General features: G+C 54.8%; 16 protein-coding genes. 13 read left to right on the top strand and 3 right to left on the bottom strand.

What is annotated here, in order from left to right; genetic code table 11:
* The first annotated feature begins 11 nt into the window (after positions 1-11).
* The 12 genes from KO497_RS08040 to recN all read left to right on the top strand — a co-directional run bounded on the left by KO497_RS08040 (position 12) and on the right by recN (position 14,031).
* Positions 12-1,178, top strand: coding sequence for a peptidoglycan glycosyltransferase FtsW (locus KO497_RS08040; protein WP_215943450.1), 1,167 nt, complete (start codon positions 12-14; stop codon positions 1,176-1,178).
* A 24-nt stretch (positions 1,179-1,202) separates the two neighbouring features.
* Complete coding sequence (gene murG / locus KO497_RS08035; RefSeq protein ID WP_215943449.1) at positions 1,203-2,294, top strand: undecaprenyldiphospho-muramoylpentapeptide beta-N-acetylglucosaminyltransferase; 1,092 nt, start codon at positions 1,203-1,205, stop codon at positions 2,292-2,294.
* A gap of 52 nt (positions 2,295-2,346) precedes the next feature.
* On the top strand, positions 2,347-3,750 hold the full coding sequence (gene murC / locus KO497_RS08030; RefSeq protein ID WP_215943448.1) for a UDP-N-acetylmuramate--L-alanine ligase: 1,404 nt from the start codon (positions 2,347-2,349) through the stop codon (positions 3,748-3,750).
* 54 nt (positions 3,751-3,804) lie between these two features.
* Positions 3,805-4,050 (top strand): DUF2484 family protein, encoded by a 246-nt coding sequence (locus tag KO497_RS19425; protein WP_215943447.1) that lies wholly within the window; start codon positions 3,805-3,807, stop codon positions 4,048-4,050.
* A 12-nt stretch (positions 4,051-4,062) separates the two neighbouring features.
* Positions 4,063-4,314: a DUF2484 family protein gene (locus tag KO497_RS08020; protein WP_215943446.1), complete on the top strand. Its 252-nt coding sequence runs from the start codon at positions 4,063-4,065 to the stop codon at positions 4,312-4,314.
* A gap of 48 nt (positions 4,315-4,362) precedes the next feature.
* Positions 4,363-5,313, top strand: a complete 951-nt coding sequence (gene murB, locus KO497_RS08015) for a UDP-N-acetylmuramate dehydrogenase (RefSeq protein WP_215943445.1) — start codon at positions 4,363-4,365, stop codon at positions 5,311-5,313.
* A gap of 385 nt (positions 5,314-5,698) precedes the next feature.
* Positions 5,699-6,664: a cell division protein FtsQ/DivIB gene (locus KO497_RS08010; protein ID WP_215943444.1), complete on the top strand. Its 966-nt coding sequence runs from the start codon at positions 5,699-5,701 to the stop codon at positions 6,662-6,664.
* A gap of 16 nt (positions 6,665-6,680) precedes the next feature.
* Positions 6,681-8,012 (top strand): cell division protein FtsA, encoded by a 1,332-nt coding sequence (gene ftsA / locus KO497_RS08005; RefSeq protein ID WP_215943443.1) that lies wholly within the window; start codon positions 6,681-6,683, stop codon positions 8,010-8,012.
* A 469-nt stretch (positions 8,013-8,481) separates the two neighbouring features.
* Positions 8,482-10,146, top strand: a complete 1,665-nt coding sequence (ftsZ, locus tag KO497_RS08000; RefSeq protein ID WP_215943442.1) for a cell division protein FtsZ — start codon at positions 8,482-8,484, stop codon at positions 10,144-10,146.
* 298 nt (positions 10,147-10,444) lie between these two features.
* Positions 10,445-11,386: a UDP-3-O-acyl-N-acetylglucosamine deacetylase gene (gene lpxC / locus KO497_RS07995; RefSeq protein WP_215943441.1), complete on the top strand. Its 942-nt coding sequence runs from the start codon at positions 10,445-10,447 to the stop codon at positions 11,384-11,386.
* A 136-nt stretch (positions 11,387-11,522) separates the two neighbouring features.
* On the top strand, positions 11,523-12,359 hold the full coding sequence (locus KO497_RS07990; RefSeq protein ID WP_215943440.1) for an outer membrane protein assembly factor BamD: 837 nt from the start codon (positions 11,523-11,525) through the stop codon (positions 12,357-12,359).
* 19 nt (positions 12,360-12,378) lie between these two features.
* Complete coding sequence (gene recN, locus KO497_RS07985; protein ID WP_215943439.1) at positions 12,379-14,031, top strand: DNA repair protein RecN; 1,653 nt, start codon at positions 12,379-12,381, stop codon at positions 14,029-14,031.
* Positions 14,032-14,047: 16 nt separating this feature from the next.
* On the opposite strand, the gene KO497_RS07980 is transcribed toward recN, so the two are convergent.
* On the bottom strand, positions 14,048-15,418 hold the full coding sequence (locus KO497_RS07980; RefSeq protein WP_215943438.1) for an FAD-binding oxidoreductase: 1,371 nt from the start codon (positions 15,416-15,418) through the stop codon (positions 14,048-14,050).
* A 102-nt stretch (positions 15,419-15,520) separates the two neighbouring features.
* Between KO497_RS07980 and KO497_RS07975 the strand changes: the two genes are divergently transcribed.
* Complete coding sequence (locus KO497_RS07975) at positions 15,521-17,206, top strand: chloride channel protein (protein ID WP_215943437.1); 1,686 nt, start codon at positions 15,521-15,523, stop codon at positions 17,204-17,206.
* A 96-nt stretch (positions 17,207-17,302) separates the two neighbouring features.
* Here KO497_RS07975 and KO497_RS07970 read toward each other — a convergent pair whose 3' ends face one another.
* On the bottom strand, positions 17,303-17,644 hold the full coding sequence (locus tag KO497_RS07970) for a DUF427 domain-containing protein (protein ID WP_215943436.1): 342 nt from the start codon (positions 17,642-17,644) through the stop codon (positions 17,303-17,305).
* 60 nt (positions 17,645-17,704) lie between these two features.
* Positions 17,705-19,492 (bottom strand): aminopeptidase P family protein, encoded by a 1,788-nt coding sequence (locus KO497_RS07965; protein ID WP_215943435.1) that lies wholly within the window; start codon positions 19,490-19,492, stop codon positions 17,705-17,707.
* Between the last annotated feature and the right edge of the window lie 14 nt (positions 19,493-19,506).

Raw genomic sequence — 19,506 nt, 5'->3', positions numbered from 1 at the left:
ATAGGCATCCCATGACAGAAATGGTGTATGGTTCCATTCCCGTACGGGAAGGGGAGCCGGTTCTTCCACGTTGGTGGCGCACGATCGACAAATGGACGCTATCTTGCGTCTTTATGTTGTTTGGTATCGGCATTTTACTGGGTTTGGCAGCCTCTCCGCCTTTGGCTGAGAAAAACAACCTTCCTTATTTTTATTTTGTGCAACGCCAAGTTTTCTTTGGATTTATTGCGCTGAGCACCATGATATTCGTGACCATGATGGACCCGCACAAGGTGCGGCGTTTCGCGGTTGTGGGCTTTGTCGGGGCGTTCATCGCCTTGGCTTTGTTGCCGTTTTTCGGCACTGATTTTGGCAAAGGCGCTATGCGTTGGTATTCGTTCGGGTTTGCCTCTGTGCAGCCGTCCGAATTTTTGAAACCTGCGTTTGTGATCACCTCGGCTTGGTTGATCGCCGCAGCGTTAGAGATTGGTGGCCCACCCGGGCGCTTGTATTCCTTTATGCTGACCGTAGTCATAGTGATGATGCTGGCCTTGCAGCCTGATTTCGGGCAGGCCTGTTTGGTGCTGTTCAGCTGGGGTGTCATGTATTTCGTTGGCGGCGCGCCTTTGTTTCTACTGATTGGTTTGGCCGCATTGGTCGTGTTCGGCGGCACTTTTGCTTACAATGGGTCAGAGCACTTTGCGCGGCGTATTGATGGGTTTTTAAATCCTGATATCGATCCGACCACCCAAATCGGTTATGCCACAAACGCGATCCGCGAGGGTGGTTTTTTCGGCGTTGGCGTGGGCGAGGGGACTGTGAAATGGTCTTTGCCTGATGCGCATACTGATTTCATCATCGCTGTGGCCGCTGAAGAATACGGGACGATTTTGGTGATTGTCATTATCGCCCTATACGCCACGATCACCGTGCGGTCTTTGTGGCGTTTGCTGCGTGAACGCGATCCTTTTATCCGTCTTGCAGGCACAGGGTTGGCCTGCGCCTTTGGGGTACAAGCCTTTATCAATATGGGTGTGGCGGTGCGGCTTTTGCCTGCCAAGGGCATGACCTTGCCGTTTGTGTCCTATGGAGGGTCATCCGTGATCGCATCTGGTATTGCCCTTGGCGCGCTTTTGGCGTTTACCCGCACGCGCCCCCAAGGTGAGATCGGCGATTTGTTGATCCGCCGTGGGCGCTAAGGTGACGCTTTGAAAGGGAACTCTATGTCTGGCTATTCTCCACTTGTCGTGATCGCTGCTGGCGGCACAGGCGGGCATATGTTTCCGGCGCAATCTTTGGCCGAAGTTCTGCTGGCCCAAGGCTGGCGTGTGAAGCTGACGACCGATCCGCGCGGCGCGCGCTATGCTGGCGGCTTTCCCGAGGCTGTCGAGATCGAGGTTCTGACCTCAGGCACCTTCGCGCGCGGCGGGATCTTGGCCAAGCTTGGCGTGCCGTTCAAAATCGCAGGCGGCGTTCTGGGCGCTATGGTCAAGTTTCGCAAAGACCGCCCCAATGTGGTGATTGGCTTTGGTGGCTATCCGGCTATTCCGTCTGTGGCGGCGGCGACTTTGATGAAATTGCCGCGGATGATCCACGAACAAAACGGCGTTTTGGGACGTGTGAACACTGTGTTCGCCCCCAAGGTTGCACAGGTTGCTTGCGGCGTTTGGCCAACGGATTTGCCCGAAGGGTCGCAAGGCGTGCATGTGGGAAACCCTGTGCGTGGTGCTGTTTTAGAACGTGCTGGCGCGTCATATATTCCGCCCGGAGATTACCCGATGGAAATCTTGGTTCTGGGAGGCTCTCAAGGCGCGCGGATCACGTCAGACGTGGTGCCAGAAGCAATCACGAACCTGCCCGAACATATTCGCAAACATCTGCGGGTCAGCCAACAAGCGCGCCCCGAAGACGTGGAACGGGTCGAGCAGCATTATATGCAGCACGGTATGTCTGCGGATATCAGACCCTTTTTTGATGATGTGCCCAATCGTATGGCCGAAGCGCAGCTTGTGATCGCGCGCTCTGGGGCTTCGACTGTTGCGGATATTTCCGTGATTGGGCGCCCCTCTATTTTGATCCCGTTTGCCGCCGCCACGGGCGACCATCAGACTGCCAATGCGCGTGGGCTGGTCGAAGCTGGGGCTGCGATTATGATTCCTGAAAGCCAATTGACGCCTGCAAGTTTGGCCGCGCAAATCGCTTTGGTTTTCGACAATGCCGAAGGCGCAGCCACCATGAGCCAGGCGGCTTTGTCAGTCGGCAAACCAGAGGCGGCATATGAATTGGCAGAGCTTGTAACACGGCTTGCCCAGTAATTTTGTCGGCCACACCCAACAAGGCCGCACCGAGATAGAAGAGAGATACGACATGAACGCATCCGCAACCAAGCTGCCCACGGAAATGGGGCCCATTCACTTTGTTGGCATCGGCGGTATCGGCATGTCGGGGATCGCAGAGGTTCTTTTGGATCATGGGTATACGGTGCAGGGTTCTGATCTGAAGGGTTCGAAGATTACCAAACGCTTGGAAGAGCTGGGGGCGAAAGTCTTTGTCGGTCAAAAGGCCGAGAACCTAGAGGGCGCGGCTGTCGTGGTGATTTCATCCGCGATCAAACCGGGCAATCCTGAATTGGACACAGCGCGTCTGACGGGCTTGCCTGTTGTGCGCCGCGCTGAAATGCTGGCCGAATTGATGCGGCTGAAATCCAATATCGCCGTCGCTGGCACCCATGGCAAAACCACCACAACAACGATGGTAGCAGCGCTTTTGGATCAAGGCGGCATCGACCCCACGGTGATCAACGGCGGCATCATTCATGCCTATGGGTCTAATGCGCGTGTTGGGGCCAGTGATTGGATGGTTGTCGAGGCGGACGAGAGTGACGGCACGTTCAACCGTCTGCCTGCAACCATCGCGATTGTCACCAATATCGATCCTGAGCACATGGAACATTGGGGCGATTTCGATACGCTGCGCCAAGGCTTTTTGGATTTCGTGTCCAACATTCCGTTTTACGGTCTGGCCGTGTGCTGTACCGATCACCCCGAAGTGCAAACACTGGTGGGCAAAATCACCGACCGCCGCGTTGTGACCTTTGGCTTTAACGCCCAAGCCGATGTGCGTGCGATCCACCTGACCTATAAAAAAGGCGTGGCGCATTTCGATATAGCGCTGCAACAAGATGACATCGTGATCAAGGATTGTAGTCTACCGATGCCAGGCGATCACAACGTGTCCAACGCTTTGGCGGCTGTGGCTGTGGCGCGTCATTTGGGGATGAAGCCAGATGAAATCCGCGAAGCCTTGGCAAACTTTGGCGGCGTGAATCGCCGCTTTACCCGTGTGGGCGAAGTGGGAGGCGTGACCATTATTGATGACTATGGTCACCATCCTGTGGAAATTGCAGCCGTTCTCAAAGCCGCGCGTCAAGCCACTGAAGGTCGCGTGATTGCAGTGCATCAACCGCACCGCTTTAGTCGGTTGCATTCGCTGTTCGAGGATTTCTGCACCTGTTTCAACGAGGCTGATGTGGTTGGTATCGCGGATATTTTCTCGGCCGGTGAAGACCCGATTGAGGGCGCTGGCCGTGACGATTTGGTCGCAGGGCTGATCCGTCACGGGCACCGTCATGCTCGCGCTGTGACCTCTGAGGAAGACTTGGAACGTCTGGTGCGCGAACAAGCCCGCGACGGCGATATGGTTGTTTGCCTTGGCGCGGGTACGATTTCGACTTGGGCTTACGGTCTGGCTGAACGCCTTGCCAAGAACTAGGGTGATGTTCATGTGGTTTGTTGAGCGCCATTGTGACGCCTTTGGGGCAATCCATTGACCTCAATCACCGCGATGTGCATTTGGGCGCTTGCCACCATGGGGCTTTCACCGTTACCAATTAGGTATCAGATTCTGCCTGGGGCAGGACTTTTGCTCGTCTTGCCCATACTTTTGATATGGCTGGGGCGCGATTATGGCGCGCTGCCGGTTGTTGTTTGTATTTTTGCTGCTGTGTCTATGTTTCGCAAGCCGTTGATAGCTCTTGTCTTGGGCTTGAAACGTTGGATCACTCGGACCTGAACAGAGGTGCTTATGACGCTATCCCTTATTCTTGCTTGCCTTTGGGCGATCGTGGCGAATGTCATCGCCATGCTGCCGTCTCGCACATCCCATTGGCGTGCAGCTTATGCTTTGATCGCCGTTGGGGTTCCCATCTTGGGCTTTGTCACCTATGAAAACGGCCCATGGGTTGGGCTGGTCGTTCTTGCTGCGGGGGCGTCTGTTTTGCGGTGGCCATTGCGGTATTTGGCGCGCTGGATCAAGGCAAAGCTTACCCAAATCTAATACTGGCAAGGGCCTGACTTCATCGGGCCTTAACGATAAGGCGTTTTTATGAATCTCCCTGATGTGCGTGGCACTTTGACTGAAAACCGTCCTTTGGCTGATTTGACATGGTTGCGTGTGGGCGGACCAGCGGATGCTTTGTTTCAGCCTGCGGATGTCGATGATCTGCAAACGTTCCTTAAGAATCTGGATCAAACTATTGATGTCTTTCCCATGGGGGTCGGGTCGAACTTGATCGTGCGCGATGGGGGCATCCGAGCTGTGGTGATCCGCATGGGACGAGGGTTTAACGACATTTCTTTTGACGGCAATCTGGTCACGGCTGGCGTGGCTGCCTTGGATGCCCATGTGGCGCGCAAGGCGGCTGCACAGGGGCTGGATTTGACGTTTTTGCGTACTATTCCAGGGGCTATCGGTGGCGCTGTACGCATGAATGCGGGGTGTTACGGATCTTATGTGGCGGATCATTTTGTCTCGGCGAAAGCGGTCACGCGCAGGGGCGAGATCGTCACGCTCACCGCCGATGATTTGAATTTCGAATATCGTGGCTCAACCTTGCCAGAGGGTTGGGTTTTGATCGAAGCGACATTTAAAGCTGGCAATGGCGATGCAACCGAGCTTGAGGCGCGGATGCAGGCCCAGCTCAAAAAGCGCGACGAGACGCAGCCCACCAAAGATCGTTCTGCGGGATCGACCTTTCGCAACCCCGCTGGATTTTCCTCAACAGGGCAGGCGGATGATGTGCATGATTTGAAGGCATGGAAGGTCATCGATGATGCGGGACTACGTGGTTTTTCCATCGGTGGCGCACAAATGAGCCCGATGCATTCTAACTTTATGATCAATACAGGTGATGCCACTGCGCATGATTTGGAAAGCCTTGGCGAAGAGGTGCGAAGAAAAGTGTTTCAAAACTCAGGCCTTACGCTAAGATGGGAAATTAAGCGCATCGGAGAATTTTTAGGCAAACCTGTTGTCAGCGGGTGCTCCACTGGTTAAACGATTCGCAAGACCTCTTTGCAAATGAGGTGATTTGGGCTTAGCCCTTATGAGATAAGTATAAATTGAACCGCAAAAGGTTCAAAAAAAGCACAGGGACCAAAAAGGTTCCGGAGTATGAGGCACTTGTGGGTATGTCGAGCAGGACACCCCGAAAAGTGGCGGTATCGATTGACGTGGCTTCGTTTGAACGCGAGGCGTCGTTGTCGTCGTGGCGTATTGGCGCTGCCGCGCTTAGGGGCATAGTGAGAAAAGATGTCGGTTCAGACTCAGGCGCAGTGCTGCGTCAGCGGATTTGTGTCGCCGATACAGTTTATGTTTTATCGCACCAGTTTTTGTCAGTTTTTGCCTTATCGCAGCCTCAGTCTTTAATGTCGGAGGTCAAATGACGCGTCCTGTAGATCCATTGACCTTTGCCAAACCTGCGTCTGCCGGAGGGTCCGTCCGCGTATCCGAGGCTGTGGCGCGGGTGATCCGAGCGCGCACAGGCGTAAGCGAAAGTGCTGCGCCGCGCCCACGTGATCCAGCTCCCTCCCGTGCCGCCTATAAGATGAGCCGCTTGTGGTTGACCCCGTCGTTTCGCTTTGCGATGCGCAAATTGGCCCCCCTTGCGGTTCTTGTGGCGGTCGTTGGGGTTTGGGTCTCCAATGAGGACAACCGCCAAATCATCGCTGATCAGTATGATGTGATGAAAGCCGAGCTGCAAAACCGCCCAGAGTTTATGGTCAAGATGATGGCGATCGATGGCGCTTCTCCCGATTTGTCTGCCGACATTCGCGAAGTGGCCCCTGTCGATTTTCCGATTTCCTCATTTGATCTCGACCTGAATGGAATGCTTGATCAGATCGAAGGTCTGGATGCCGTTGCGAGTGTCGGTTTGCGTGTGCGCGCTGGCGGGATTTTGCAGGTGGATATCACCGAACGTGTGCCCTCCGTCGTGTGGCGTGGTCCGCAAGGGCTTGAACTGCTTGATGTTGATGGGCATCGGGTTTCCGCTTTGGCTTCTCGCTTGGATCGCCCTGATTTGCCGCTGATCGCGGGCGAGGGGGCTGAGCGCGAAGTGGCCCAAGCTTTAGGTTTGCTTAAAGCAGCCGAGCCTTTGATGGACAGGATGCGTGGTATCGTGCGAGTCGGCGAACGTCGTTGGGATATCATTTTGGACAACGACCAAGTCATTATGCTGCCCGAGACCAATCCTTTTGCGGCGCTGGCCCAAGTGATTGCCTTGGATCAAGCCCAAGATCTATTGGCGCGCGATGTGCGCGCCGTCGATATGCGTAACCCGGACCGGCACACATTGCGGATTTCAGACGCCGCACGTGATGAATTCCGCCGTCTTCAGGGGCTATAACCGGAGTGTTTTTACTATGACCGATCTTTACTCTGCTCAACGCGCCATGCGCAATATGCGCAAAGCGGCTATCCAACGCGGTGTCATCGCTATTCTGGACGTGGGCACATCAAAGATTGCCTGTCTTGTTTTGCGCTTTGATGGTGACAAATTCGTCGGGGCTGACGGTGTTGGCACGCTTGCGGGTCAGTCAGGGTTTCGGGTGATTGGCGCTGCGACAACGCGGTCTCGCGGTGTGAAATTTGGCGAAATTGACGCCATGGGTGAAACAGAACGCGCCATTCGGACTGCCGTGCAAGCCGCACAGAAAATGGCGCAGACCCGTGTGGATCACGTGATCGCCTGTTTCTCTGGGGGCGCGCCGCGCTCTTATGGCTTGGCAGGCCAGGTTGATCTCGAAGGTGAGTCCGTGTCGGAACAAGATGTGGCGCGGGTTCTGGCCTCTAGCGATGTGCCAGATTACGGTGCGCATCGCGAAGTCATCCACGCGCAACCGGTAAATTTTGCGCTGGACCACCGCTCGGGCATGGCTGATCCACGTGGTCAGATTGGGTCCACTTTGGCGGTTGATATGCACATGTTGACTGTCGATACGGCGACGATCCAGAACCTTTTGTATTGTATTAAGCGTTGCGATCTTGAAGTGGCGGGCATTGCGTCCTCTGCTTATATGGCGGGCGTGTCGGCTTTGGTCGAGGATGAACAAGAGTTGGGCGCGGCCTGTGTCGATCTTGGTGGCGGTGCTTCGGATGTGTCGATCTTTATGAAAAAACACATGATCTATGCCGATTCCGTGCGCATGGGCGGGGATCAAGTGACTTCAGACATTGCGATGGGTCTGCAAATTCCAAACGCGACGGCGGAGCGGATCAAGACCTTTTATGGTGGTGTTGTCGCCACTGGAATGGATGATCGCGAAATGATCGAGATTGGCGGCGACAGCGGCGATTGGGAGCGCGATCGTCGTACTGTGTCACGTGCTGAACTTATCGGCATCATCCGTCCGCGTGTTGAAGAAATTCTCGAAGGCGTGCGCGATTGTTTGGATGCGGCTGGGTTTGAACACCTGCCAAGCCAACAGATCGTTTTGACAGGGGGGGCAAGTCAGATCCCTGGTCTTGATGGGTTGGCGCCGAAAATTCTGGGGCAACAGGTGCGCATTGGTCGGCCTTTGCGCGTTCAAGGTCTGCCGCAGGCAGCAACGGGTGCAGCTTTTGCCTCTGCTGTTGGGCTATGCCTTTTTGCTGCGAACCCGCAAGATGAATGGTGGGACTTTGAAATTCCGGCTGAGCGCTATCCTGCGCGTTCTTTGAAGCGCGCAGTGCGTTGGTTCAAAGAAAATTGGTAAGGTTTGCAAAAGCTGAATTGTGATTGGTGCGTGTGTGAAATAGGTTTGCACGCGCGCTGTTTCATATTAACATCGTGTTACGAAGTGACCCTATGAGGGCTGATCAGAGAATCCTAAGGATCGAGATCGTCAGATTCGTGTCAGGTGCCGAGCAGTGCTTTGACAAAAGTGTTAACGTTTGCGGGGTTTAGCCCCGTTTTCTCCGCAAGAGTGTTTTGCGGCTAGGGTATTTTGACGTCTTTGACCCCAAATATAGAGGGGGTGCGCAAAATACCGCCTAACTTTATGTAATATTCTACCACATTTTGTGTCTCGACTGTGTTTTTTGGGTGACGCCGCTGTCGAAAACCCATAGGATGGATGGTGAATAGGTAAGATTTGTCCGGCGCAATGTTGGGCAGGGACAGTCAAAGGGCAAGTGTGTGGGACAGCGCGCTGCCTCGTAAACAGATAAAACAGGCGGTAGATCATGGCTTTGAACCTCACAATGCCCGAGCGGGAAGAGTTGAAACCTCGTATTACAGTGTTTGGCGTCGGCGGCGCCGGTGGTAATGCGGTCAACAACATGATTGAAAAAGAGCTTGAAGGCGTTGAATTCGTTGTTGCGAACACCGACGCACAGGCTTTGCAGCATTCCAACGCCGCAGCAAAAATTCAAATCGGCATCAAAGTGACCGAAGGTCTCGGTGCTGGCGCGCGCCCCACTGTTGGTGCCGCCGCAGCTGAAGAGAGCATCGAAGCCATTGTTGATCACCTTGCTGGCGCTCACATGTGTTTCATTACGGCTGGTATGGGCGGTGGCACGGGCACGGGTGCAGCCCCAATCATCGCGCAAGCCGCGCGTGAGTTGGGCGTTTTGACCGTTGGTGTCGTAACCAAGCCTTTCCAGTTTGAAGGCAACAAACGGATGCGCCAAGCCGATGAAGGTGTTGAAGCGTTGCAAAAGATGGTCGACACATTGATCATCATTCCGAACCAAAACCTGTTCCGTCTTGCCAATGAGAAGACGACCTTCACCGATGCCTTTTCTATGGCCGATGACGTGTTGTACCAAGGCGTGAAGGGTGTGACTGATTTGATGGTTCGCCCCGGTCTGATCAACCTCGACTTTGCAGATGTTCGCGCTGTGATGGACGAGATGGGCAAAGCTATGATGGGCACAGGCGAGGCAGAGGGCGAAGATCGCGCGATCCAAGCGGCAGAAAAAGCCATCGCAAACCCATTGCTCGACGAGATGTCACTGATGGGCGCCAAAGGCGTTCTGATCAACATCACCGGCGGCGACGATTTGACCTTGTTCGAACTCGACGAAGCCGCCAACCGCATCCGCGAAGAAGTCGATCCAGAAGCCAACATCATCGTCGGCTCTACTATGGATCCGTCCTTGGGGGGCAAAATGCGTGTGTCTGTTGTGGCCACAGGTATCGATGCGGCACCAAGCTCAGCTGATATGCCAACGCCACGTCGTCGTCTGGCTGAGCCTCTCGCTCCTGCGGCTGCTATTGCTGCAGTCGAAGCTGCACCTGCACCTGTTGCACAGCCAGAGCCGCAAGAGGCACCAGTCCAGCAGCAAGCGCCTGCACAACCCACTTTGGATGTCTTTGACGCCCATGCTGCTGCGGCAGAAGAGCAAGCCGAAGAGCTGTTTGATACCGCCGATGAAATGCCTGCGCCTGCCTATCAGCCGCGTCCGGAGCCAACCTATCAGCCCTCTATGCATGAACCGGAAGCGGACGCCTATGTTGCGCCACGCGCGCCATCTGCGGGTGTGCCTTCTCCTGAGGCGATGTCACGTTTGCAAGCGGCTGTGTCTAAGCGCCCTGAAGCGCCAATGCACCGTCAACCGCAGCAACCTCAAGTCCAGCATCCAGGTCCGCAATCGCGCAGTTTTGGCGCGCCTGAGCAACCCAAGCAGGGCCGTTTTGGTATCAATTCTTTGATTGGTCGTATGACTGGAAATGGCGCGGAAGAGGCGCAAGCTGAACAGCCTCGTCACGCTGCGCCTGTTGCGCGCCAAGCGGCTCAACCGAGCCGCCAGCCACAAGTGCATCAGTCTTACGACGAAGATCAGGATCCGAATCCTGAACAAGAGAAGATTGAAATCCCAGCGTTCCTGCGTCGTCAGGCAAACTGATAGTTTTCGCGAGATGCGGGGTTTTCCTGCATTAGCGTGATCACAATTTGTATTACATAGAGTTTTAAAAGGCCGGTTTATTCCGGCCTTTTTCTTATTTATCAATTGCTTGCTGCGATGCAGCACGAGTGTGCGCGATTTGTCGCCCGTGGCGCGGGGGCTATGTTACATTCCGTTACAAAGATTGAGTTGAGTGGTTGTCCAAAGATGCTTAACCAAGTCTCAACAAGTTTTGCTGCGTTGGTGTGCGTCGATTTGACGGGGGCCACAGTAAACGAACTAAGGATTGAGGCACAGCGTGCAAAAGACAGTTGCCAAGACAATTACCTTTGATGGCGTAGGCCTTCACTCTGGTGCGCCGGTGCGGATGACGATTGAACCTGCACGCGCAAACTCTGGCATTTCCTTTGTACGGTCCGATATCGCCGCCGATGTCACGGATACCCGTAACGCCTCGATTGCTGCGCGTTGGGATTCTGTCGTGCCTTCCAAACTGTGCACGCTGATCCGCAATGATGATGGCGTTGAGATTTCAACAATTGAACACATCATGGCGGCGCTTGCTGGCTGTGGCGTGACCAATGCTCTTGTGCATGTCAACGGACCCGAAGTGCCAATCGAGGACGGGTCTGCTGCGCCTTTTGTCTCCGCTATTCTGGACGCAGGCCTGTCACGCCAAGAGGGGCCAAGCCGTGCCTTGAAGATTTTGAAACCTGTTGAGGTCATCCTTGGCGATGCGACAGCGCGTTTGGAAGCCGCAGAGACCTTGGAAATTGATTTTCATATCGATTTTGAAGACGCGGCGATTGGCGTGCAAAGTAAAAATCTTGTGATGGCCAACGGGGCTTTCATTCGTGAATTGTCGAACTGCCGTACATTTTGCCGCAAAGCCGAGGTGGATTGGATGCAATCCAACGGTCTTGCGCTTGGGGGAGTTCCCGGTGAAAACGCCATCGTGTTTGATGGCGCTAAGGTCGAAGGTGGGGTGGCTGGTCTGCGCCACGAAGATGAACCTGTCCGCCACAAAATGTTGGATGCTTTGGGGGACTTGGCGCTTGCGGGTGCACCGATTCTTGGGCGTTACGTTGGCGTACGCTCAGGGCATGCGATGACAAACGCTTTGTTGCGCAAGGTTTTTGCAACACCCGGCGCATGGGCTTTTGTCTCTGTTGACGAAGCGACAGCGCAAACTTTGCCCGGGGCAGGTGTCACAGCTTTGGATCTCGCTTACTGCGCGTGATCCGCTGGTTTTCGCCACCAACTCTTCACTTCTTAATTTTCCGCACCAAAGGCGTTTTGCACCGAAAAATTCTGTGCTAGGAGTTGATCCATCGCTCGCGTTCGCGGGCACGATATTTGACGAAGGTGGAACGTTCATGCGTGCAGCACTGTATAGCGGCCTCAAAGTGGCAGCAGTTTTCTCAGTGGCAGTCTTAACAGCTTGTGGAGATGTCGCGCCCACGCGTGATCTTGAAGGCTATTCTGCTGAAGAAATCTACAAGCGCGCAGAATATGAAATCAGCACCAATGATTTTGATACGGCGGCGCATCATTTTGGCGAAATTGAACGGCTTTACCCCTATTCGTCATGGGCCAAGCGCGCGTTGATTATGGAAGCCTTTTCCTATCACCGTGATCGCGATTACGAACCCGCACGTCTCGCAGCCCAACGTTTCATTGATTTCTATCCAACAGATGCCGATGCCGCCTATGCGCATTACCTATTGGCCTTGTCCTATTACGACCAAATCGATGACGTCGGCCGCGATCAAGGTCTGACATTCCAAGCGCTGCAAGCCCTGCGCGTCGTGATCGAACAATTCCCCGAAAGCGAATATGCGCGGTCGGCGATTTTGAAGTTTGATTTGGCGTTTGATCATTTGGCAGCCAAAGAAATGGAAATCGGGCGTTACTATCTGAAACGCAAACATTACACGGCAGCCACCAACCGGTTCCGTGTCGTCGTTGAGCAATTCCAAACCACACAGCACACGGCTGAGGCTTTGCACCGTCTGGTCGAATCCTACCTTGCCTTGGGGCTGACCGAAGAGGCGCAAACCGCAGGCGCGATTCTGGGTCACAACTATAAATCCACCCAATGGTATGCGGACAGCTATGCCTTGTTGACGGGGCAGGGGCTTGAGGTCAAATCTTTGGGCAACAATTGGTTGAGCGCCGTTTACCGCCAAATGGTGCGCGGCGAATGGCTCTGATCGGTGGCTTGACGTTACCATGCTAAGAAGTCTCGATATCCGTGACATGTTGATTATCGATCGGTTGGAACTGTCGTTTCAGCCTGGTCTCAACGTGCTCACGGGCGAGACTGGCGCGGGTAAATCCATCTTGCTCGACAGTCTTGGTTTTGTTCTGGGCTGGCGTGGTCGCGCCGAACTTGTTCGTGCTGGGGCCAAACAAGGCGAAGTGATCGCTGAATTTGATGTGCCACAGGGGCCTGTCGCACAAGCGATCTTGGATGAGGCAGGCATCGACACCAGCGATGGCGAATTGATTTTGCGCCGTATCAACACCGCAGATGGTCGCAAAACCGCATGGATCAATGATCGTCGTGTCTCTGGCGATGTGCTGCGGCGCTTGTCTGAATTGTTGGTGGAATTGCACGGCCAACACGATGATCGTGGCTTGTTGAACCCTCGTGGTCACCGTGTGTTGCTCGACACTTTCGGTTCATTGGATGCCAAGCTCGAGAAAACCCGCAAAGCATGGAAAACGCTGGCGGTCATCCGCAAGTCCTTGAAAGTGGCGAAAGATCAACAGGTCGCGCTGAAGGCTGAAGAAGAATTTTTGCGCCACGCTGTGGGCGAACTGGATAAAATCAACCCAGAAGCTGGCGAAGAAGCCAAACTTGATGCCGAGCGTCGCTTGATGCAATCGGCTGAAAAGATTGCTGTCGATATTTCCAAGGCGCATCAAGCCATGTCTTATGATGCTGCAGAGGGCGCTTTGATTGATGCGCTGCGCTGGTTAGAGGGCGCCGCTGACAAAGCCGATGGGCGTCTGGATGCCCCGATTGAGGGGCTCAATCGCACCCTTAATGAATTGGCCGAAGCGCAATCGGGTGTCGAGGACTGTATGGAGGCCCTGCAGTTCAATCCGCATGAGTTGGAAAGCATCGAAGAACGCCTGTTTGCCATTCGCGGCCTCGCACGCAAGCACAACGTTCTGGCAGATGACTTGGGGCCTTTCGCCGATACATTGCGCAGCAAACTTAAATCGCTTGATGGTGGGGCGGATGATTTGATCCGTCTCGAACAAGAATTGAAAGACGCGGAGGCTCTTTACACGCAGGCTGCAAGTGCCTTGACCAAAGCGCGCGTCGCAGCCGCCAAAGAATTGGATGCGTTGATGGGGGCCGAACTTGCGCCACTCAAAATGGAGCGCGCGGTTTTTGCCACGCTGGTTGATGCTGGCGACGCTGGCCCTGACGGACAAGATGCCGTGTCGTTCACTGTCGCGACCAATCCCGGTGCCCCTGCGGGGCCGCTCAATAAGATTGCATCAGGTGGCGAGTTGTCACGATTTTTGCTGGCGCTCAAAGTCTGTCTGACGCGTGATCAGTCTGACGTGACGATGATCTTTGATGAGATTGATCGTGGCGTTGGCGGGGCCACGGCGGATGCTGTCGGGCGTCGCCTGAAAGCCTTGGCCGCTGACGGACAAGTGCTTGTCGTCACTCACTCGCCGCAAGTGGCCGCTTTGGGCGCACATCATTGGCGTGTGGCAAAACGGGTCGAGAATGGCATGACATTGTCCGAAGTGGTGCCGCTGATCGACCAAGATCGTATCGATGAAATCGCGCGGATGTTGTCGGGTGATACAGTCACAGACCCAGCGCGCGCGGCAGCACAGGCTTTGCTCGACGGCTAGAGCTTGGCCCCAAGATTTACGGCACAAGCTTTCCAGGGTTCATGATATTTTTTGGATCAAGTGCCGCTTTCAACGCTCCCATGGCGGCCCAAGCCTCGGCCCCGTGTTCGCGCGTCATGAAATCTTTTTTGCCAAGCCCGATCCCATGTTCGCCAGTGACCGTCCCGCCGAGTTTGAGCGCGCGCAATGCCATGCGGTGCGCCAATCGTTTGGCCTCGGCCAGCTCCAATTCGTTGTCGGGCTCAACCAGCAAGACCGAATGAAAGTTGCCATCCCCTACGTGACCCAAAATGGGCCCGTCAATAAAGGATTTCGCGATGTCATCCGCCGTCTCGCGGACGGCTTCGGCCAGTTTTGAGATCGGCACGCAAATGTCCGTGACAACGGAAATACATCCCTTTTTCAATGCCAAACAGGCATAGAATGCGTTGTGGCGCAGTGTCCAGAGCGCGTTGCGGTCCTCAAGTTTCGCGGCCCAGTCAAAACCGGATGCGCCAAAATCCTGAACGATTTCGCCAAACATCGCCACTTGATCGGCGACGCCCACCTCAGAGCCGTGAAATTCAACGAACAAATGAGGCATCAAAGGATAAGTCGTCCCAGCGTAGGCGTTCACCGCTTCAACACTTTTGCTGTCCAAAAATTCGATACGCGCCATGGGAATGCCCATTTGGATCGTCGCCATCACCGCGTTCACAGCACTGTCCAAATCATCAAAGGCGCAGACCGCCGCATTGATCGTCTCAGGCTGTCCATGCAAACGCAGTGTGAGTTCGGTAACAAGGCCAAGGGTGCCCTCGGAGCCGACGAAAAGCGCAGTTAGGTCGTAACCGCTGGACGATTTGCGTGCCCGCGATCCGGTGTGAATGATCGTGCCATCGGCCAAAACCACTTCGAGTCCAATGACATTGTCGCGCATCGTGCCATAGCGCACGGCGGTGGTGCCAGAGGCCCGCGTCATCGCCATGCCGCCAAGCGATGCATTGGCGCCGGGATCAACGGGAAACATCAAACCGGTGGAGCGAAGATCAGTGTTCAACTGTTCACGGGTCACGCCGGGTTGCACCGTGACGTCCATATCCGCATCATGAACCTTTAGGATCGCGTTCATCTTTGAAAAATCAACACATAACCCGCCATGCACTGCTAAACTTTGCCCCTCAAGCGAGGTGCCGGTGCCCCAGCCGATGACAGGAATCGCCTGCGCGTGACATATCTTCATCAGCGCGCTGACTTCTGCCGTCGTATGCGGATAGGCCACAGCATCAGGGGCCGCATTTGCAAACCACGTCTCGGATTGGCCATGTAAATCAAGATCGGACTTGGAACGAGTCACGCGACCCTCTAGAACGAGAGAAAGTTCGGTAAATTGAGTGTCTGTGATCATTAGGGGCTCGTTTGCTGGTGGGGCTGTTATGTCTTTAGGGTGCAGTGCCAATGTGAAAAGCGCAAGTGACAATGCGGACAGCAGATAGGACCGGCGAATCCGATGGCCGATGACAATTCATCCTACCCACATAAAGCGTGGCGTGACATGTGTAGCGGCTTCAAATCGGCGTTGCAGTTGATGCGCCTGCGCGGCCCGTCACAGGTGCAGTTTTGGTTCATAGCACTTTTGATCGGCGTGGCCTCGGGCTTTGCTGCGTTATTTTTTCGCAAGTGGATCAACGCTTTGCAGTCGTTTTTCTATGGGGTGGATGATCTACACATCTTGCACAGTGCGGCCAGAGATCTGCCGTGGTTTTGGGTGCTGTCTTTACCTGTGATGGGCGGTTTGGTCGTTGGGGTTATTCTCAATTGGTTCACGCCTGATGGGCGCGTGCGCTCGGTCGCGGATGTGATCGAGGGGGCTGCGCTGAATCAAGGACGCGTTGAAAAACGCGCGGGCTTGGCCTCGGCTGCGGCGTCTTTGATCACCTTGTCGACAGGCGGGTCGACAGGGCGTGAGGGCCCCGTGGTGCATTTGGCTGCCGTGATTTCAAGTTGGGTGTCCAATCGAATCCACGCCAGCGGCCTCACGGGGCGCGATCTTTTGGGCTGTGCGGTTGCGGGGGCAGTGTCTGCCTCGTTCAATGCGCCTATTGCGGGGGCGCTTTTCGCGCTTGAAGTCATCTTGCGCCATTTCGCCGTTCACGCTTTTGCACCGATTGCTATCGCTGCCGTTGCGGGCACTGTGATCAACAGGTTGGAATTTGGCGATGTGACCGAATTCACCTTGGCGGCTGAAGGGGCGCTGTCATTTTACGTCGAGCTGCCCGCCTTTATGTTGTTGGGCTGCGTTTGCGGGTTGATCGCTGTGTTGATGATGCGGTCTATTTTTATGGCCGATGATTTTGGAACTTGGGTGGTGGAAAAAATACATCTTCCGCCGGTGTTTCGCCCCGCGTTGGCTGGGCTGATGTTGGGGCTTTTGGCGATTGTGTTTCCCCATGTGATTGGGGTTGGATACGAGACCACATCGGCTGCATTGACGGGGCAATTGTTGATCTGGCAGGCCATCGTCTTCACCGTGATCAAAGTGGCAGCCGTCGCCATCACCATGGCGGGGCGTATGGGGGGGGGCGTATTTTCCCCTGCGTTGATGGTCGGCGCTATGTCTGGTTTGGCATTTGGTTTGATCGCCACGGCCGTGTTCCCTGATGTGTCTGGCACTGTGACGCTTTATGCTTTGGCGGGCATGGGCGCAGTGGCCGCTGCCGTTTTGGGCGCGCCGATTTCGACAACATTGATTGTGTTTGAGCTGACGGGCGATTGGCAAACGGGGCTGGCTGTGATGGTGGCTGTGTCCTTATCCACGGCCATTGCGTCAAAGCTTGTGGATCGGTCGTTCTTTTTGACACTGTTAGAACGCCGGGGCGTGCATTTGGCCGCAGGTCCGCAGGCTTATTTATTGGCCACTGTACGGGTGCATCAGTGCTATCGCGCACCAGATGCAGCACGGGCCGCCAAAGAAGACGAGTGTAAAAGACTGATCAAAAAGGGGCTTTATATTTCGCCAAATGCGACACTTAAGACCGCGATGCCGATCTTTGAGGCACATAATTTGGTGTTTATTCCCGTTGTGACGTTGCTTGAGGGCAGCGAGCCTGAATTGCATGGTGCGCTATTTCACGTCGATGCTTTGCGAGTGTTTAGCAAGGCTTTGGCCGAGACCGCTGCTGAAGAGCATAGCTGATCGGGCGTTTGTTTTGGACGACATAAAAATAAAACCGGCATGAAAAAGGCGCCACCGAGAGCGCCTTTTCATACCTATAGCCATGTTCAAAATAGATTAGAGCATCTCTACTGCGGCTTTTTGCGGATAAAACGCAATGTAATCTTTGATGCGCTCGATACCCGCTGTGGGGGATTCATATGACCAAGCGGCATCTTTAATCAAAACAGACTTGGTTTGAATCGAAAAATGCGAGGCGACGCCTTTGTGCGGGCAGGTGGACGTCGTGTCAGACGCGTCCAAAAATGCCATGGCCAGTGCGTCGCGTGGAAAATAAATCACGGGCGGGTAATCACCTTCGGTCAGTTCCAATGCCGCATTTGTTTCGCCCAAAACGGCACCGCCTGCACGCACAACCCAAGTCCCAGGTGCCACGCGAATGTGTATATGGTCAGTCATTATCTGTCCCCCTCGTTCAAATTTAGTTTATTCTAGCAGACCAGTCTTAACAGGTATATGTCACAATGCAGCGGTTGCCTGTCGCAACCACTCGCGCGCGGCCTCGCTCACGCGGGGGGAAATAACATCCCAGACCTGCGCGTGATACCCGTCAAGCCAATCGCGTTCCCATGGTGCCAATTCATCGGCGTTTATCATGTCGCGGTCAATTGGCACAAAGGTCAGGGTTTCGAAATCCAACATGTCGCGGGCATCGCTGCCTGAAATTTCACCAGCCTTGCGCACGACGATCAGGTTTTCAATGCGAATGCCATAGGCACCGGCCTTATAATACCCTGGTTCATTGGACAGGATCATGCCTTCTTGCAAGGCCAAAAGAGATGCCCGCGAAATACGCTGCGGGCCTTCATGCACAGACAAATAGGCACCAACGCCGTGGCCTGTACCGTGGTCATAATCACGCCCCATGCGCCACAAAGGCGCGCGAGCCAGCGCATCCAAATGCGCGCCCGCGACACCGCGTGGAAAGCGCGCGGTTGAAATTGCGATCATGCCTTGTAGCACGGCAGTAAAGGAGGCGCGTTCTTCGGCTTTGGGATGCCCCAGAGATACCGTGCGGGTGATATCCGTTGTGCCATCAACATATTGCCCGCCGCTGTCGATCAATAGAATTTCACTTTCGGACAACGGGCGATCTGTATCAGTGTTGACGCGGTAATGGACGATGGCGCCATTTGGCCCAGAACCACTAATGGTCTCAAAGGAAATATCTTTGAGCTGGTTGGTGGCGGCACGGAACCCTTCAAGCGCTGTGGCAGCTGAAATCTCAGACAGTGTGCTTGGGTCTTGCGCGTCGAGCCAAGCCAAAAATTCAACCATGGCAGCACCATCACGCAGATGCGCCTCGCGCGCGCCTGCGATTTCGGCTTCGGTTTTACAAGCCTTGGGCATGATGCAGGGGTCTTTGCCGGTGACAATCGTGGCCCCTGCGTCCTCGATCAAGCTGCGCAAGGCGTAAGGTGCTGAGGCCGGATCGATCAGAACTCTGCCTTCAAGTGTTTTCAAATAGGTTTGAAATTCTGAGCGGGGCGCGATTGTGATGCGCGGATCAGGGCCAAGGCTGTCATATTTAGAGGCCTCATCAAACAGATGCATCTTACCCTCTACGTTCAGCGTGGCAAAAGCCTGCACCACAGGATTATGTGCCACATCAGCTCCGCGAATATTGAGCAACCAAGATAAACTGTCAGGCAGGGTGAAGACAACGGTATCGGCCCCAGCATCCTTCAGGGCTTCAATGATCATCGCAAACTTGTCTTCTGAACGTCGCCCCGTCAACTCGATCGGTAAAGACATCACGGGAGCGTTGGGGCGTGCGGGGCGGTCTGTCCAGATTTTGTCGATCACATTGCTGGTGGCCACAACGGTTTTGCCGCTGGGCTCAAGCGCTTTGCGCAGGGCGATGATGTCTTGTTCTGTGTGCAGCCACGGGTCAAAGCCGATGATTTCAGCATCGCGCGAGGCGATCCATGTGCCAAGTGACGTGGCGGGCCAATCAACATAGTCAAAAATCTCTGCATCACATTGTGCGCGCACTTGTACGGTGTAACGCCCATCGGTGAACATGGCCGCGGCATTGCGCGCAACAACGCAAAACCCTGCCGAGCCTGTGAAACCCGTCAACCAAGCGAGACGATCATCGCAAGGGGCAACATATTCGCCTTGGTGTGCATCGGCGCGCGGCACGATAAAGGCATCTAACCCCGCATCTGCCATGGCGACGCGCAGGGCTGTGACGCGCGGGGCGGCTTGCTCGGGGCTGCTTGTGACATCATAGCTTTGAAACATCTCATAGATCCTTG

This window comes from Pacificibacter marinus (assembly GCF_018860665.1).
In the GTDB taxonomy this organism is placed as follows: Bacteria; Pseudomonadota; Alphaproteobacteria; order Rhodobacterales; family Rhodobacteraceae; genus Celeribacter; species Celeribacter marinus_A.
Note: the sequence above shows the minus strand (reverse complement) of the source record. Positions and strands in the feature narration are given on the sequence as shown.

Coding starts and splice junctions, on each gene's coding strand:
- KO497_RS08040 (WP_215943450.1), top strand. CDS start 12: ATGACAGAAATGGTGTATGGTTCCATTCCCGTACGGGAAGGGGAGCCG.
- murG (WP_215943449.1), top strand. CDS start 1,203: ATGTCTGGCTATTCTCCACTTGTCGTGATCGCTGCTGGCGGCACAGGC.
- murC (WP_215943448.1), top strand. CDS start 2,347: ATGAACGCATCCGCAACCAAGCTGCCCACGGAAATGGGGCCCATTCAC.
- KO497_RS08020 (WP_215943446.1), top strand. CDS start 4,063: ATGACGCTATCCCTTATTCTTGCTTGCCTTTGGGCGATCGTGGCGAAT.
- murB (WP_215943445.1), top strand. CDS start 4,363: ATGAATCTCCCTGATGTGCGTGGCACTTTGACTGAAAACCGTCCTTTG.
- KO497_RS08010 (WP_215943444.1), top strand. CDS start 5,699: ATGACGCGTCCTGTAGATCCATTGACCTTTGCCAAACCTGCGTCTGCC.
- ftsA (WP_215943443.1), top strand. CDS start 6,681: ATGACCGATCTTTACTCTGCTCAACGCGCCATGCGCAATATGCGCAAA.
- ftsZ (WP_215943442.1), top strand. CDS start 8,482: ATGGCTTTGAACCTCACAATGCCCGAGCGGGAAGAGTTGAAACCTCGT.
- KO497_RS07990 (WP_215943440.1), top strand. CDS start 11,523: ATGCGTGCAGCACTGTATAGCGGCCTCAAAGTGGCAGCAGTTTTCTCA.
- recN (WP_215943439.1), top strand. CDS start 12,379: ATGCTAAGAAGTCTCGATATCCGTGACATGTTGATTATCGATCGGTTG.
- KO497_RS07980 (WP_215943438.1), bottom strand. CDS start 15,418: ATGATCACAGACACTCAATTTACCGAACTTTCTCTCGTTCTAGAGGGT.
- KO497_RS07975 (WP_215943437.1), top strand. CDS start 15,521: ATGGCCGATGACAATTCATCCTACCCACATAAAGCGTGGCGTGACATG.
- KO497_RS07970 (WP_215943436.1), bottom strand. CDS start 17,644: ATGACTGACCATATACACATTCGCGTGGCACCTGGGACTTGGGTTGTG.
- KO497_RS07965 (WP_215943435.1), bottom strand. CDS start 19,492: ATGTTTCAAAGCTATGATGTCACAAGCAGCCCCGAGCAAGCCGCCCCG.